The sequence below is a fragment of the Psychromonas sp. psych-6C06 genome, from assembly GCF_002835465.1.
In the GTDB taxonomy this organism is placed as follows: Bacteria; Pseudomonadota; Gammaproteobacteria; order Enterobacterales; family Psychromonadaceae; genus Psychromonas.
Window position 1 is genome coordinate 45,728 of record NZ_PIZM01000012.1, and the last position, 15,923, is coordinate 61,650.

General features: G+C 38.6%; 14 protein-coding genes. 9 read left to right on the plus strand and 5 right to left on the minus strand.

Annotation, left to right across the window (positions count from 1 at the left end):
- Nucleotides 1–191 precede the first annotated feature (191 nt).
- The 3 genes from glgX (at nucleotide 192) to CW745_RS14820 (ending at nucleotide 4,643) form a co-directional block, all read left to right on the plus strand.
- Nucleotides 192–2,246 (plus strand): glycogen debranching protein GlgX, encoded by a 2,055-nt coding sequence (glgX, locus tag CW745_RS14810; protein WP_101109475.1) that lies wholly within the window; start codon nucleotides 192–194, stop codon nucleotides 2,244–2,246.
- Nucleotides 2,247–2,316: 70 nt separating this feature from the next.
- Complete coding sequence (gene argA, locus CW745_RS14815; RefSeq protein WP_101109476.1) at nucleotides 2,317–3,651, plus strand: amino-acid N-acetyltransferase; 1,335 nt, start codon at nucleotides 2,317–2,319, stop codon at nucleotides 3,649–3,651.
- 20 nt (nucleotides 3,652–3,671) lie between these two features.
- Complete coding sequence (locus CW745_RS14820; RefSeq protein ID WP_101109477.1) at nucleotides 3,672–4,643, plus strand: TAXI family TRAP transporter solute-binding subunit; 972 nt, start codon at nucleotides 3,672–3,674, stop codon at nucleotides 4,641–4,643.
- 413 nt (nucleotides 4,644–5,056) lie between these two features.
- Here the strand turns inward: CW745_RS14820 and fur are convergent, their stop codons facing one another.
- The 5 genes from fur to CW745_RS14845 all read right to left on the minus strand — a co-directional run bounded on the left by fur (nucleotide 5,057) and on the right by CW745_RS14845 (nucleotide 7,472).
- The gene (gene fur / locus CW745_RS14825; RefSeq protein ID WP_101109478.1) at nucleotides 5,057–5,482 is read right to left on the minus strand and encodes a ferric iron uptake transcriptional regulator; all 426 of its coding nucleotides are present in this window, start codon (nucleotides 5,480–5,482) and stop codon (nucleotides 5,057–5,059) included.
- Between the two features lie 23 nt (nucleotides 5,483–5,505).
- Nucleotides 5,506–6,033 carry a flavodoxin FldA gene (fldA, locus tag CW745_RS14830; RefSeq protein ID WP_101109479.1) on the minus strand — a complete coding sequence of 176 codons (528 nt, stop codon included), beginning with the start codon at nucleotides 6,031–6,033 and terminating at the stop codon, nucleotides 5,506–5,508.
- Between the two features lie 15 nt (nucleotides 6,034–6,048).
- Entirely contained in the window at nucleotides 6,049–6,321 is a 273-nt protein-coding gene (ybfE, locus tag CW745_RS14835) for a LexA regulated protein (RefSeq protein ID WP_101109480.1), read from the minus strand.
- Between the two features lie 84 nt (nucleotides 6,322–6,405).
- On the minus strand, nucleotides 6,406–6,618 hold the full coding sequence (locus CW745_RS14840) for a DUF2788 domain-containing protein (protein WP_101109481.1): 213 nt from the start codon (nucleotides 6,616–6,618) through the stop codon (nucleotides 6,406–6,408).
- A 47-nt stretch (nucleotides 6,619–6,665) separates the two neighbouring features.
- Nucleotides 6,666–7,472, minus strand: coding sequence for an alpha/beta fold hydrolase (locus tag CW745_RS14845; RefSeq protein WP_101109482.1), 807 nt, complete (start codon nucleotides 7,470–7,472; stop codon nucleotides 6,666–6,668).
- Between the two features lie 143 nt (nucleotides 7,473–7,615).
- Here CW745_RS14845 and CW745_RS14850 point away from each other — a divergent pair, with 143 nt between their 5' ends.
- The 6 genes from CW745_RS14850 to ftnA all read left to right on the plus strand — a co-directional run bounded on the left by CW745_RS14850 (nucleotide 7,616) and on the right by ftnA (nucleotide 15,769).
- On the plus strand, nucleotides 7,616–8,266 hold the full coding sequence (locus tag CW745_RS14850) for a replication initiation regulator SeqA (RefSeq protein ID WP_101109483.1): 651 nt from the start codon (nucleotides 7,616–7,618) through the stop codon (nucleotides 8,264–8,266).
- A 205-nt stretch (nucleotides 8,267–8,471) separates the two neighbouring features.
- Entirely contained in the window at nucleotides 8,472–10,124 is a 1,653-nt protein-coding gene (gene pgm / locus CW745_RS14855) for a phosphoglucomutase (alpha-D-glucose-1,6-bisphosphate-dependent) (RefSeq protein WP_101109484.1), read from the plus strand.
- Nucleotides 10,125–10,473: 349 nt separating this feature from the next.
- Complete coding sequence (locus CW745_RS14860; protein WP_101109485.1) at nucleotides 10,474–13,023, plus strand: glycogen/starch/alpha-glucan phosphorylase; 2,550 nt, start codon at nucleotides 10,474–10,476, stop codon at nucleotides 13,021–13,023.
- Between the two features lie 110 nt (nucleotides 13,024–13,133).
- Nucleotides 13,134–13,436, plus strand: a complete 303-nt coding sequence (locus tag CW745_RS14865; protein ID WP_101109486.1) for a DUF406 family protein — start codon at nucleotides 13,134–13,136, stop codon at nucleotides 13,434–13,436.
- A gap of 152 nt (nucleotides 13,437–13,588) precedes the next feature.
- Entirely contained in the window at nucleotides 13,589–14,908 is a 1,320-nt protein-coding gene (locus CW745_RS14870) for a DEAD/DEAH box helicase (RefSeq protein WP_238596839.1), read from the plus strand.
- Between the two features lie 336 nt (nucleotides 14,909–15,244).
- Nucleotides 15,245–15,769: a non-heme ferritin gene (gene ftnA / locus CW745_RS14875; RefSeq protein ID WP_101109487.1), complete on the plus strand. Its 525-nt coding sequence runs from the start codon at nucleotides 15,245–15,247 to the stop codon at nucleotides 15,767–15,769.
- Nucleotides 15,770–15,923: the final 154 nt, after the last annotated feature.

Sequence of the window (15,923 nt, forward strand, 5' to 3'; positions counted from 1 at the left end):
AAGGAGAAGATGATAAATATCATGGGATTATAGTTGACCGCTTATCTTTAAAAAATGTGCTATACCTCTCTTTTTAGTCGCCTCAATGAATCGCCATTTGCACTGTCTGCCATTTAATTAATTGTTTATGCCCCGTGGAGGGGATTTCCTCTATAATTTGGTAACAGTTATCACAGGGATTAGAGTGTATTATGTATAAAGTGTCTCAAGGTGTACCCGATAAGCTAGGTGTTACATTCAGTAAAAATGGTGCAAATTTTTGTGTTTATGCACGTTTAGCCGAATCCGTTGAACTATTGTTTTTTGACCACAAAGACTCCGCTGATGCGAGTAAAATATTTAAACTCTCCGACATAACCAACCGCACTGCCTATTATTGGCACATTTTTATTGAAGGTGTGACTGCTGGCCAGCTTTATGCTTTTCGTGTAAATGGTCCTTACCGTCCCCATGAAGGATTATCTTTCCAACCCGATAAAGTATTGCTTGACCCCTATGGACTATTAGTTGAGCGGGGAGAATCTTTTTGTCGCGAGGCCGCTATTAAAGAGGGCTCTAATGTCGATAAATGCTTAAAAAGTGTCGTGGTTGATATTGACGACTATGACTGGGAAGATGATCAGCATCCACGACATCCGTTTGCAACCAGTGTTATTTACGAAATGCATGTGGGGGGATTTACTCGCCATCCAAGCTCAGGTGTTAGTGAAGATAAACGCGGCACATATGCAGGTTTAGTAGAAAAAATCCCCTACCTTAAAGAACTTGGTATTACAGCGGTTGAATTAATGCCGGTGCATCAATTTGATCCCAGTGAGCATCATGCCGGTCTAGTTAATTATTGGGGCTATAGCCCATTATCGCTATTTTCAACTCATCGAGAGTACAGTTCAGATCAATCGGTACTTGGGCCTATTAATGAATTTAGGGATATGGTAAAAGCTTTACATGCTGCTGATATAGAAGTAATTTTGGATGTGGTTTATAACCATACGGCGGAGGGAGATGAAAATGGACCAACTCTCTCTTTTAGAGGTTTTGACAGTAGCGTGTATTACATTATGTCGGAAGACAGAAAGCATTACATGAATTTTAGTGGCTGTGGTAATACCTTAAATGGTACTCATTCGGTAGTACGTCGAATGATCATCGATAGCTTACATTTTTGGGTAGAGAAGATGCATGTGGATGGCTTTCGCTTCGATTTAGCGTCCATTCTTTCCCGAGATGAATTAGGCCGACCCATGCTCAGCCCTCCTACATTATGGAGTATAGATACTGACCCTATTTTATCACCAGTGAAACTTATCGCGGAAGCTTGGGATGCCGGCGGGCTCTATCAAGTTGGAAGCCTTGCTGGGCAGCGTTGGCGTGAATGGAATGGTCATTTTCGTGATGATGTTCGCCGTTTTGTACGCGGAGACCCTGGGTTAGTGGGAAAATTTGTTTCACGTTTAATTGGTAGCCCCGATGTATACGGTGAACATAATCTAGAGCCCGAAAAATCAGTTAATTTTATCACTTGTCATGATGGATTTACGCTCCATGATCTTGTCAGTTATAACGATAAGCATAATTTAGCTAATGGAGAACAAAATCGTGATGGGTGCTCTGATAACTTTAGTTGGAATCATGGTGTAGAGGGGCCTACGGGTGATAAGAAAATAAACCAGTTACGATTACAACAGATCAAAAACTTACTTGCGATTAACCTTATCTCTTTAGGCACACCGATGATTTTAATGGGCGATGAGATAGCAAGGAGTCAACTTGGCAATAATAATGGCTACTGCCAAGATAACCCTGATTTTTGGTTTAATTGGGATAATGTTAAAAAGAACAAGGAGTTATTTCGGTTTACCAAGGCACTTATTGAACACCGTACGACATTAGAAGCAGTACATTTAAGTGATGCAAGGCGTGATTCATTACATGACATAATTGCCCAATCAGGTATTCGCTGGCACGGTATTAAAGTAAACCAACCCGATTGGGGAGAGCACTCGCATGCCATTGCTATGGAGAGCAAACAACCTGCTTCTGATCATGTAACTTATGTTGTATTTAATGCTTATTGGGAAGATTTAACTTTTGAGTTACCAGCAGCCCCTAGTGGTAAGTGGCAACGAGTCGTTGATACTGCATTAAAGGGAGGAGAAGATATTTATGTTGAGGGAGATAAAAAGTATTTTGCCTGTAAAGAGTACTTAGTTGCAGCACGTTCATTGGTTATTTTGATTGGATAACGATGATTGAATTGATAAAATAAAAATACTAGAAAAGTCTCCCTAAGTATAAGACATAACAGGTAAAACGATGCAAGTGGAACAAAATTCAAAACAATTGGTTAATTGGTTTCGTAGCTCAGCGCCTTATATTAATGCGCACCGGAACAAAACTTTTGTATTAATGTTAGGAGGGGAGGCTCTAGAGACAGATAACTTTCAGCATATTATCAATGATATTGCACTGCTGAATAGCCTCGGGGTAAAACTTGTTTTAGTACATGGTGTACGACCTCAAATTCAAAAGCAACTTGATTTACATGGCCATAAAAGTGCCTTTGAAAATGATGTCCGTATCACTGATGAGAAAAGTTTAGCTCTCATTAAACAAGCGGTTGGTGCTGTACAAATAGAGTTACAAGCGCGTTTATCGATGGGACTTGCAAATTCGCCAATGCAGGGGGCAAGTATTCGAACTGTAGTGGGTAATGTGGTGACTGCACAGCCGATTGGTGTTAAAGATGGCATTGATTATTGTCACGCTGGTAAAGTACGAAGGATCGATGTGGAAGGTTTAAAAACTCATCTCGATATGGGTGCTATTCCTGTTATTTCTCCATTAGGTTTTTCGGTAACTGGCGAGGTGTTTAATCTATTAGCAGAAGAAGTGGCAACACAAGTTGCTATTGCCTTACAGGCAGATAAATTGATTGGTTTTTGTTCTAATATTGGTGTGTTAGATCAATCAGGGCAACTTATTTCAGAGCTTTTACCTGAGGAGGCACAAAAGCATGTTGATGCCATTGCCTATGAAGCTGGTGAGGCACCCGGTACTTTACGTTTTTTACGTGCTGCGATTGCCGCATGTAAAGCGGGTGTTACTCGAAGCCATCTTATTAGTTATTATCAAGAGGGGGCATTACTTAAAGAGTTATTTACACGTGACGGCAGTGGCTCTCAAATTGTAAAAGAGAGCTCTGAGCGGATTCGTACTGCAACTATTGATGATATTGGCGGATTGCTTGAGTTAATTGAGCCCCTTGAAAAGCAAGGTGTATTAGTTAAACGTTCTCGCGAGTTACTAGAAAATGAGATCCATCATTTTTTAATCGTTGAGCTCGATGGCATGGTAATTGGCTGTGCCGCGTTGTACCCCTTTAAAGATGAAAAAATGGGCGAGTTGGCCTGTTTAGTTAGTCACCCTAAATATCGACGCAGTGCGCGTGCAGATAATTTAGTTACTCATGTGGAGCGTAAAGCGCGTGAGTTAGGCTTAGAATCTATTTTTGTTTTAACCACACAAAGTATTCATTGGTTCCGTGAACGCGGTTTTGATTTTACGGATATCAATCAGTTACCAGCTGCTAAGAAAGAGATGTATAACTTGAAACGTAATTCAAAAGTGTTACTACGTAAAATCAGTTAATTCAAGGAAGTTATACTATTATGCGTTTAGCACATCAAGCATTAGCAACAATCCCGTTTTTCATGTTTCTTTTACTGTCTTTTTCAGTGCACAGTAAGGTGCAATATTTAACCATTGGGACAGGTGGTGTGACTGGTGTTTATTATCCAACCGGTGGTGCTATCTGCCATCTTGCTAATCAAATAACGGATGGTAATTATCATTGTGAAATTAAAAGTACGCCTGGCTCTATTTATAATATCGAAGGTATTAGAAGTGGAGAGTTAACTATTGGCGTACTGCAATCAGACTGGCAGTTCCATGCCTATGAAGGCTCTGGGCGCTATAAAGAAGTAGGGAAATTTTCTACTTTACGTTCACTATTTTCTGTTCATGCAGAACCTTTTACAGTGTTGTCTAGATCCGATTCTGATATTAGTAGCTTTGAAGACTTAAAAGGGAAAAGAGTTAATATTGGTGCACCTCGTTCTGGGCAGCGTGCCACAATGGAAATGTTGTTAAATTTATATGGCTGGGAAATAGATGATTTTGAAACCGCTTTAGAGCTCACGCCAAGTGAACAAGCTAAAGCGCTTTGTGATGATAGAGTAGATGCCATTATTTATGTCGTTGGTCACCCCAATAGTTCAATTAAAGAGGCATCAGGTGCTTGTCAAACTAAATTAGTTAATGTAGCCGGGGATAAAATTGATCGTATTACGGAGGAAACTAGTTATTACCAAAAAGCAGTGATTCCGGGTGGTATGTATCGTGGTAGCCCTAATGCGACTGATACATTTGGCGTTGGTGCGGTGATCACAACCACATCTGAACTTTCAGAAGAGGTCGCCTATCAATTGGTTAAGTCAATTTTTGAAAATCATGCTGAATTCATCCAATTACACCCTGCTTTTAAGTTATTAAAAAAGCATAAGATGGTGAGCAACTCAATTACAGCGCCACTCCATAAAGGTGCTGTTCGTTATTATAAAGAGGTTGGATTAATTAAATAACCTCAACTTAGGATAAGCAAAGCGATACAGCACTGCTATTTCCCCACATTTCTGCGATAAATCAGCTTTCAATAGTCAGCTATTGCTAAGCTGATTTGCTTGAACGATGGAAAACTATCAGGATTTTATGGGATCAATCGTTAAATGATGAATATAGATGATAATTTCGTTTTCATTATACCAATTCCGTTAATATAGTGATCAAATATTACCTAGGAAAAAGGAGTTAGTTCATGGCGAAAATTGATGTAAATGGTTGCTCCCTTTACGAAATTTTTAACGCTAAAATAGCTTTTTTAACCAGTAAGATTGATCAGTTATTTAATGGATTTGGTATTAGTGTTTTTTATAGGTGCTAAATTAAAAAGGCCTATTTACCCATTAGGTAAATAGACCTTTTTAAAGATGTTGAATTACTTATGATTGCATTTTCCATCTACGGGCTCGCCATAGAGATATAAACTATGGTTAGTTAACTTGATACCATATTTTGCGGCAATCAGCTTTTGTTGCTCTTCGATTAAGTCATCGTTAAACTCGATCACTTCACCACATTTTAAACAGACAAGGTGGTCATGATGCTCTTGGTGTGTCAGCTCAAAAACTGATTTTCCGCCTTCAAAGTGGTGGCGAGTGACTATTCCCGCATCATCAAATTGATTCAAAACACGATATACCGTTGCTACACCAACCTCATCGCCTTGTTCAAGCAGTTTTTTATATAAATCTTCAGCACTTAAATGTTGGTTCTCAGGCTGTTGTAATAAACGTAAGATTTTTAGACGTGGAGAAGTTACTTTTAAACCCGCTTCTTTTAACGCTATATTTTCTAAAGACATAATCGTGTTCCTTACAACAATAATTAATCGCTCAGTTCAGCGAGGCACATTTCATCAAAAATCTGCTTAGACCACGTTTTAACACGCGTCGCAGTCAGTTCTGGTTGGCGATCTTCATCGATGCCTAAACCAATAAAGTGATTATCATCAACAAGTGCTTTAGAAGCTTCAAAATCGTAACCTTCGGTTGGCCAGTTGCCAACAATAATCGCCCCTTTACTTTCAACGATATCACCTAGTTGGCCCATCGCATCAAGGAAGTATTCAGCGTAATCTTCTTGATCACCACAACCAAAGATAGCAACTAATTTTTCGTTAAAGTCGATATCCTCTAAATCCGGGAAAAAGTCATCCCAATCACACTGTGCTTCACCGTAGTACCAAGTTGGGATGCCAAATAATAACAAGCTAAATTCAGCGATCTCTTCTTTACTACTTTTCGCGATATCTTTCACTTCAACGAGGTTTTTACCTAGCTCTTTTTGGATCATTTTAGCAACAGCTTCTGTATTACCTGTGTCGCTACCAAAGAAAATGCCAACGCTTGCCATATATTATTACCTTTGTTAATTGTTAATCTGTGCATGCAGTAACTGCGTAATCAGTTCGCTGCGATTTATATTCTGCTCTTTTGAAAGCTTATTAAGCAAACTAAATAGTTCGCTGTCTACTTTTAACTCAATACGCTTTAAACCTTTTTGCTTATCACGCTGCACCTGTTTCTGCTTATTAATTTTAAGCTGTACTTTGCGAGAGTGCGGATTGCTTTTAGGCCTACCTGGACGTACTTCGTCAGCAAAAAGATCGTGGGTAATACGATCGAATGATTCTTTTGCCATTTTTCTACCTAAAAATTTGCGATTAGTTATTTACATAAAAAGATCTAAAGTTGCGCTTTATTATCGTTAATCTCTTTCTTATATTTAACTAGATGCCCAAACAATTTCAACGATTGCTTTAAAAATAAAACCGACACAACCAAAAAACAAAACGGCCCACACAATATGACGTCCAAATTTTGGAACATTACTGCGTTTTAATACGTCCTGTACAGAGAGCCCCATTAATAAAAACAGGAAAAGATAAAAACCGTACAAGCCAAGGGTCTCAATTTGTTCAGTATATTGTTGTAACATGTTCAAGGCTTCATTTTAAAGAGGGGAATATAACATATTAATTTACATTAGTGCGCGTCAATATCTGCTCTTTCTTGAAAAAATTGCATCACTAAACGATTAAATGTCTTTGCTTTTTCTGCATGTAACCAGTGACCTGTATTAGCTATAATCTTAGGTTGTGCATTAGGAAACTGTTGCATAATCGTTTTTTGATGCTCGGGTAAGATATAGTCGGAGTTACCACCTTTAATAAATAACGTAGGGGCATTAAAAACACTTTTTTCGTAGGGCCAATTTCGAATGTGTTGATAGTTATTCGCAAGCGCGGTTAGATGAAAAACAAAGTGAAAGTGTTGCTCTTTTTTGTGCAATGACTTCAATAAAAACTGTCTTATTTCAGGGCTGTCAATATATCGTGACAGTTGTTCATTTGCCTGCATTCTATTTTTAATCTTTTTAACATCAAGCAATAATAGACCATTAAACACTTCACTGTGTTTATCGGCATAGTTAACTGGTGCGATATCCGCCACAACAAGGCGCTTAACTCGCTCGGGATGAGTTAACGCACAACCCATTGCAATTTTCCCACCCATCGAGTGCCCAATAATAGAAAACGTCTGTACTTCGAGGTGATCCGCCAAGGCAAAAATGTCGGCGACCATTTCTGGATAGGTCATACTTTCACTTTGCGGACTTTTTCCATGGTTACGCACATCAATTAATACAATATGAGCGTATGCTTGTAACTCTGTGGCTAAGGTTGAGAGGTTCGACAAACTACCAAATAAACCATGGATTAAAAAAATAATCTCATTTTTATTATCTGCATCAATGTCAAAGGCCTGTTTTATTTGGTAATTAAGTAGCATAAGATATCATTTTAAGTGAAAATAAAGTCAGATTAACTAAGTGGTTGGATATTAACATATATGCAACATTTTAACGTCATTTTTTAAACTATCTGGGAGATAGATAAGTTAAAAAATGATAAATCGTAGCAAGTGGTGAAGTAATGAAGCAAATTGATATTGAAGATGATCTATACAAATTTATTTTGAATAATATACAGGCGTTTGGTGAAACGCCTTCGCAAATTTTACGTCGACTATTGAATTTACCCCCACAAATATCAGCACAAAAAACTCCTGTTTCTGACACTCCGGCTCTGGTCGAAGAAGAAAAAATAATCGTTGAAACAGCGATCGAAGAAGATTTGGTAAAGGCTTCACCTGAACCTGCGCCCGCTGAAAAGTCTGGCGCACATAGTTTTGCTGGCGCGTCTCTACCGGAAGCTTTTTCCCATGGTATTGAAGCACTGTTTAAAAGTGAAACGTTTCAAAAAGAGCCTGTAATAACTAATAAATTTAAAATGATGCTAACTACTATGTATTACGAAAATAGAAGCGCATTTATTGAGGCCGCTAAAGTGGCCAAAGGTCGATCTCGAGATTACCTTGGGGAAAACCTGGAACAGTTATTAGCTTCCGACAATAAAGAAGAAGTGGATCTATTAATTGCCAGTAAGCCACGTGATATTCCCTACACCCCTTTTTGGGTGGTAACCAATGCCAATACTGGGCGTAAACGTATTATTCTGACTCAGGTAATGGCTTATATGGGCTATCCTCACCACCTTATTGAACGCATCAAAGAAGAGATTTAAAGTCGCTGGTTGCGCAGAGTGAACTGAAACAAATAGAGAAAGGTAAATTCAGCTTTACACTTCGTTTACCTTTCTAGCGCTACTTTCGAATTAAAAAATAATTATACTGGTTATTACAGGTTGTGATAACGCATTCATTTAAAGCAGTGCTTATTGTGAGTACTACCTAAAGTTACAATTATCATATCAAAGGAAGTTTTAATTTATGGCAATTCATGAACGTGCAGGACAAACAGCAATCGCTAGCGATTTGGTCGATATTCCTAAGTTAGTTTCTGCTTATTATATTAACCTCCCGGATGTAACCGTGCCAAGTGAGCAGGTTGCGTTCGGTACTTCGGGACACCGTGGGTGTTCTTTTAACAATGCTTTTACTGAGTTGCATATTTTAGCAATTAGCCAAGCACTTGCGGAGTATCGTAAGGAGCAAGGTTATACAGGCCCAATGTTTATCGGTAAGGATACTCATGCACTTTCAGAGCCTGCATTTGCTTCTGCAGTACAAGTATTAGTTGCCAATGGTATTAAAGTGATTGTTCAGGCGGGAGGCGGTTATACACCCACCCCTGTTATTTCACACGCTATCTTGCAATACAATGAAGCAAATCCTGATAATTTAGCTGATGGTATTGTGATCACGCCATCACATAATCCCCCAGAAGATGGTGGTTTCAAATATAACCCACCAAATGGCGGGCCTGCTGATAGTGACGTTACTAAAATCATTCAAGATCGTGCTAACGAAATCCTTAATGATAACTATGATGATATTTTACAAGATGACTTTAGCGAAGCGATGCAGTCGGATCTAGTTGAAGAGTATGATTATATTCAACCTTATGTTGACGATTTAAAAAATGTTTTAAATGTTGAAGCAATTGCTAAAGCGGGTATTAAAATCGGTGTTGATACATTAGGCGGCTCAGGTGTTGCCTATTGGCCCGTTATTGCAAAAACCTACGGGCTAGATATTGAAGTAGTAAATGATAAGGTGGATCCGACTTTCTCATTTATGACGCTTGATAAAGATGGAAAAATCCGCATGGATTGTTCATCTCCTTACGCTATGGCTGGTCTGATTAAGTTAAAAGATCAATTCGATGTTGCTATCGCCAATGATCCAGATTATGACCGACATGGCATTGTGACTAAAAGCTCTGGTTTATTAAATCCAAATCACTATTTAGCGGTGGCGATTAGTTACCTTTTCACCAATCGTCCTGACTGGCCTGCGACAGCTAAAGTAGGTAAAACATTAGTTTCTAGCTCGATGATTGACCGTGTTGTTGGCCAATTAGGTCGTGAAATGTCTGAAGTGCCTGTTGGCTTTAAATGGTTTGTAGATGGATTGTTTGATGGATCATTTGGCTTTGGTGGTGAAGAAAGTGCGGGAGCATCCTTCCTACGTAAAGATGGACGTGTTTGGAGTACCGATAAAGATGGCATCATTTTAGCGTTGTTAGCAGCTGAAATTATTGCCGTAACAGGTAAAGATCCTGGTGAGCACTATGCTGAGTTTGCTGAAAAATTTGGTGCGCCAGTTTATACACGCTTCGATGCGCCAGCATCACCAGAGCAAAAAGCGGTGTTAGCAAATTTAAGTCCTGAGATGGTTGAAGCGGAAACATTAGCAGGTGAGAAAATTCTAGAGAAGCTTACTCACGCGTCGGGTAATGGTGCTGCTATTGGAGGCCTCAAGGTGACCACTGAAAATGGTTGGTTTGCTGCCCGTCCGTCTGGCACAGAAAACATTTATAAGATCTACTCTGAATCCTTCATTGGCGAAGAACATATCGCTAAAATACAAGAAGAAGCTCAGCAGATCGTTGCCTCCGCTTTTTCAAAGGCGGGTTTGTAAACACTTACACCGTTGATGTCTATCCCTGCTAATACCACTAAGCGAATTTTCATCCTTTTTTAGGCGATGACAATTCGCTTTTTTGCTTTTAAGCAATGGCAAATACAAAAAGGGGGCGTAGGAGTTGGGAGGGTGACTAAAAATTAGTAGCTAGTAATCTAGTAATTGTTGTAAATCAATTGCTTTAAAGGGGGATGACTAATTAGTGGTAAATTAATCATGTTTATATTAACTATGTCACTAAAATTTAATTAAAACAAACTATTATCAGTAGCTTGAATCTTAACGCGTATATTATCGATATTAATTTTATTGGTTCAAATTTTCATTATTTAAATATGGGTGTCACATGGCAACAATAAAAGAAGCAAAAGCAAAAAAAACAGTCGCAAAAAAAGCGCCTAAGAAAGCAACAGCAAAGAAGGCCACTGCATCGAAAGCGGTAGCTCAAGACGTTGCTAACATTTCATGTACGACCGAGCAGATGCAGCAATCGATTATCGACCGCTTGCACAAAGGGCTTGGTACTGATTCTCAAAAAGCAAATAATAAGGCATGGTGGAATGCAACCTGTTATGCCGTAAATGAAGTCGTTTTTGATAAACTGACACAAACACAACAAAACCATTCAGGTAAAGATACTCGTTCAGTTAATTACTTGTCGCTAGAGTTTCTGATGGGACGTTTACTATCCAATAACTTACATAACCTAGAGCTGTTCAAAGTAACAGAAGAAGCCTTAAAAGGGCTTGGTAAAGATCTCTATGAGATTTGTGATGAAGAGCCTGATATGGCACTGGGTAACGGCGGTTTAGGTCGATTGGCTGCATGTTTTATCGATTCATTAGCGACGCTTGGTTATCCTGCTATTGGTTACGGTATTCATTATGAGCATGGTTTATTTGCCCAATCATTCCAAGATGGCCGTCAAATAGAGCGCCCAGATACATGGCGTGAGTATGGTAATCCTTGGGAGATTTGTCGTCCTGAGTCAGTTCAGCATGTGCCACTTTACGGCTATGTTGAAACTGTTTTTGATGAGCAAGGGTCACATAAAGTATGGCATGCTGGCCAGAAATTAAAGGGTGTGCCGTGGGATGTGCCAATTGTAGGGTACGGAGCAAAAACAGTAAATATTCTTCGCCTTTGGGAAAGCCGTGCTGATGAAGCATTCGATTGGGATGTGTTTAATGCTGGTGGTTATGTTGATGCACAGGCTGAAAAGTCGCAGGCTGAAACCGTTTCTAAAGTGCTTTATCCAAATGATGAAACATTAGAAGGTAAAGAGCTACGTTTAGTGCAGCAATACTTCTTCTGTGCATGTTCAGTAAAAGATATTTTACGCCGTTTTAAACGTCATAACAGCGATTGGACAAAACTTGGCGAGAAAGTGGCTATTCAGTTAAATGATACACACCCAACCATTGCGATACCTGAATTAATGCGTATTCTTGTTGATGAAGAGCGCTTAGATTGGGATTTTGCTTGGTCAATTTGCCAAAACGTATTTGCCTACACCAACCATACGTTGTTACCAGAAGCCTTAGAAAAATGGTCTGTCGCTTTATTTGAAAAAGTATTACCGCGTCACCTTGAAATCATTTATGAAATCAACCGTCAATTCCTCGATTTAGTTGAGCAAAAATGGCCTGGTGACAATGCTAAAAAAGCGACGCTTTCTATTATTGAAGAAAGCGATGATCGTAAAGTACGTATGGCCAACTTATGTGTTGTGACAGCCTTCAAAGTTAATGGCGTGGCAGCTGTTCATTCTGAGTTAGTTAAAACAGACCTGTTCCCAGAGTTCCATGAGTTATTCCCAACGAAACTAGTAAATGTGACCAATGGTGTAACACCTCGTCGCTGGTTAAAAGCGTGTAATCCTAAACTTGCTGCCTTATATGATGAAGAAGTAGGGGCTGATTGGGTTGTTAACCTTGAGAAGTTACGTGGCGTGTTACCTAAAGCAAAAGATGTTGCTTTACAAAAGCGTTTTATGGACATCAAAAAAGATAACAAACTTGAATTGGCTAAAATCATTAAGAAATTAACCGGTGTTGAAGTATCAGCGGATGCGATTTTTGATATTCAAATTAAACGTCTGCATGAATACAAGCGTCAGCAATTAAACATGATTCATATCCTAGCGCTATATAAACGTTTATTGGATAATCCTGATTACGATATGGTGCCTCGTGTGTTTATTTTTGGCGCCAAAGCTGCACCTGGATACCATATGGCGAAACAGATCATTTTTGCGCTTAATAAGATTGCTGATAAAGTAAATAATGACCCGCGTGTTAAAGGCAAATTAAAAGTGGTATTTCTGCCTAACTATCGCGTATCTCTTGCAGAGAAGCTTTTCCCTGCTGCAGATGTGTCAGAGCAAATTTCAACTGCTGGTCTCGAAGCATCGGGAACAGGTAATATGAAGTTTGCCTTAAACGGTGCATTAACAGTTGGTACGATGGATGGCGCTAATATTGAAATGGCTGAGGAGATCGGTGCAGAGCATATGTTTATCTTTGGGTTAAGTGTCGCTGAAGTAAAAGCGCTACAGGAGAAAGGCTATAATCCTTTTGATTATTACTACAATAACCCTGAACTTAAATCTGTACTTGATTGGTTAGATTCAGATTTCTTTACACCTGGTCAACCTGGTGCGTTGTCAGATATTAAACGTACTTTACTGGAAGGTGGTGATCAGTATTTATGTCTTGCTGATTACGCGTCGTACAGTGCAGCACACTTGAAGATTGATGAAATGTACCGTAATCAGTCTATTTGGGCTGAAAAAGCGATTCTTAATTCCGGTGCAATGGGTAAATTTAACTCTGACCGCTCAATTGAAGATTACGCATCTACTATTTGGAAGTTGACTAAACATCCTCTAAGCTAGTCACTGAAAGCTTGTTTTAGAACATGAAAAGGCGATATTAAACTATCGCCTTTTTTATGTTTGGCGTTACAATTAATGCATTGAAATTTTAGAGAGTTAAAGAGGTTTTTATGTCTGAAGATAAAAATTCATGTGAAGCAGATGTATGTGAAGCATGTGGTACGATTGTTGAGCTTGGCAGTGTGATCGCAGAAGACGATACGGTTTTAGTACTTCCATTTGCAGGCGCAGAGCAAGCGGACGTAAATAAACTAGCTGAAAAATATATTAACGCAGCTAAAGCACGCTTTGAAACAGTTGAAGTTAGCCAAGTTAATAGTGCTACGGAACAAGGCTTTTCCTGCGAAGTAAGTTTGAAGTTTGAATGTACAGCTGAAAAACTAATTTTTGAGATGGGATTAAGTTCAATTTAACCTTCATGTTGTTGTAGACTTCATTTGTGAAGAGCTTACCTTGTAAGCTCTTTTTTACTTGTTGAAAATCTTAATTTCTCCTTTTCTAGCTTAATCGTTATACTATTCAGATTATTACCCTATTCTATCTATTTTATACATTGGAGAGTCCTTTGCTCATTGATGATTTACCCGTTGATCGCCGTTTATTGATGTCCCTTTCACATTTGGGGTTTACTGAAACCACAGAAATACAAGCACAGGCAATTCCTGTTGCCGTAGCAGGGAAGGATTTACTTGCATCGTCAAAGACAGGCTCAGGTAAAACACTTGCTTTCTTATTGCCAGCAATGCAACGCGTTTTAAAAACGCGTGCATTAACCAAGCGTGACCCAAGGGTTTTAATATTAACGCCAACGCGTGAGCTAGCTAAACAGGTTTACTCTCAATTACGGTTATTAGTTGCAAACACCAGTTTAAAATCGACGTTAGTCTTAGGTGGAGAAAACTTCAATGACCAAGTTAAACAACTAGATAAAGATCCTCATTTTGTTGTTGGTACACCGGGGCGTATTGTGGACCACCTTAAAAAAGGGTTATTGCACCTACATGGTTTAGAGTTACTGATTTTAGATGAGGCAGATCGTATGTTAGATCTGGGCTTTGCAGAGCAGTTAAAAGCGGTTAATGAGGAAGCCAACCATCGCTTACGTCAAACACTACTTTTTTCAGCGACACTTGGCCATGCAGAGGTGAACGAATTTGCAAGCGAATTATTAAAAGCACCTGTACGAATCGCTATAGGTGAAGAAAATCAGCAACACAGTGAAATAACACAGCGATTTTTCTTAGCTGATAATCTTAATCAGAAAGAGAAGCTACTGTTTCATTTTGTACAAAAAGAAGATACTAAGCAGGTTATTATTTTCACCGCGACACGTAAAGATACAGAGCGTTTAAGCAGTGTATTAAATGAGAAGGGCTGTTCTTCCATTGCTCTACATGGTGATCTATCACAAAACAGTCGTAATCAGATTATGGATTCATTCTCGCGTGGTAAAGATAAAGTATTAGTGACCACCGATATTGCATCGCGTGGTTTAGATCTGCTTAATGTTAGCCATGTAATTAATTTTGACATTCCTAAACATACTGAAGAGTATATTCATCGTATTGGGCGAACTGGTCGTGCAGGTGCTTCTGGTGATGCAATTTCTCTTATCGGGCCAAAAGATTGGGATAATTTTAAGAAAGTTGAATCTTTTGTTCAGCAGTCGATAACTTTTGACAGAGTCGATGGAATTAATCCTAAGTTCAAGGGGTTAAAACCGGTACTAGCGAAAGCGACCACAGCAGGTAAGTTTGCTAAAGATAATAAAAAGCAAACGCAGCAGAAAAAGGCGAAAGTTAAAAAGTCTGTTAATAAAACCTTCCATGAAGCAACCGATGTCGGTTTTACTCCTATGCGCCGAAAAAAGAAGTCTGATGAGTAATGACCTAATGATACTATACGAAATAAATTGTTGATCTATTTTGTTGGTTAAAAAACTTATTCTTTTAATTTTTTTGCCAAATAAACAATAGCTTACGTGTTACCCCTTGGGGTAAGTTATTTTTTCTGCGCAAAATTTAGATCACATACTTAATTCAATTGGTATGAGTATCAATTTTTAAAACTCTATATTAACGCAAAGTTATTAAACTTTTTTGAGTTGGTATTCGTAATGTATTAACTATATGTATAAGTTTTGAATTGATAAATTGTCACAGTTTTGCTTAAAAAGCCATTTACGTTTATGGTTAGAGGAATTAATAAAATGGAGAAAAATATGTTAGCTAGCACAATGGTTGAAAAACTAAATGAACAGATTAACCTTGAGTTTTACTCATCTAATTTATACTTACAGATGAGTGCATGGTGTGAAGATAAAGGCTTTGAAGGTGCGGCTTTACTACTTCGTGAGCATGCGACTGAAGAGATGACGCATATGAATCGACTTTTTACGTATGTCAGTGAAACAGGTGCTTTACCAATTCTAGGTGCAATTGAAGCGCCACCACATGAATTTAAGTCGCTTAAAGATATCTTTACAGAAACCTATGCGCATGAATGTTTAATCACTAAAGCAATTAACGAATTAACACATGTTGCTTTTAGTACACATGATTATTCAACCTTTAATTTTCTCCAATGGTATGTTGCAGAACAGCATGAAGAGGAAAAATTATTTAAAGGTATTTTAGATAAGATTGATCTTGTTGGCGAAGATGGTAAAGCGTTGTTCTGGGTCGATAAAGATTTAGCTGAGCTTGCAAAAACAGGTTCGACTTCAATTATGGATACGCCTGCTTAATTTTTTAATCTGTATATAAAATATTTCCTTAATGAGAGCATGGTCAATTAAGCCATGCTTTTATCTATCCCCCCTCGTAAAAGTAATGTTAATAGCTTGTAAATATTGGGCGATTTCTTTAGAATTCAGCCAGATTTTGTACGCCTGATGTTCG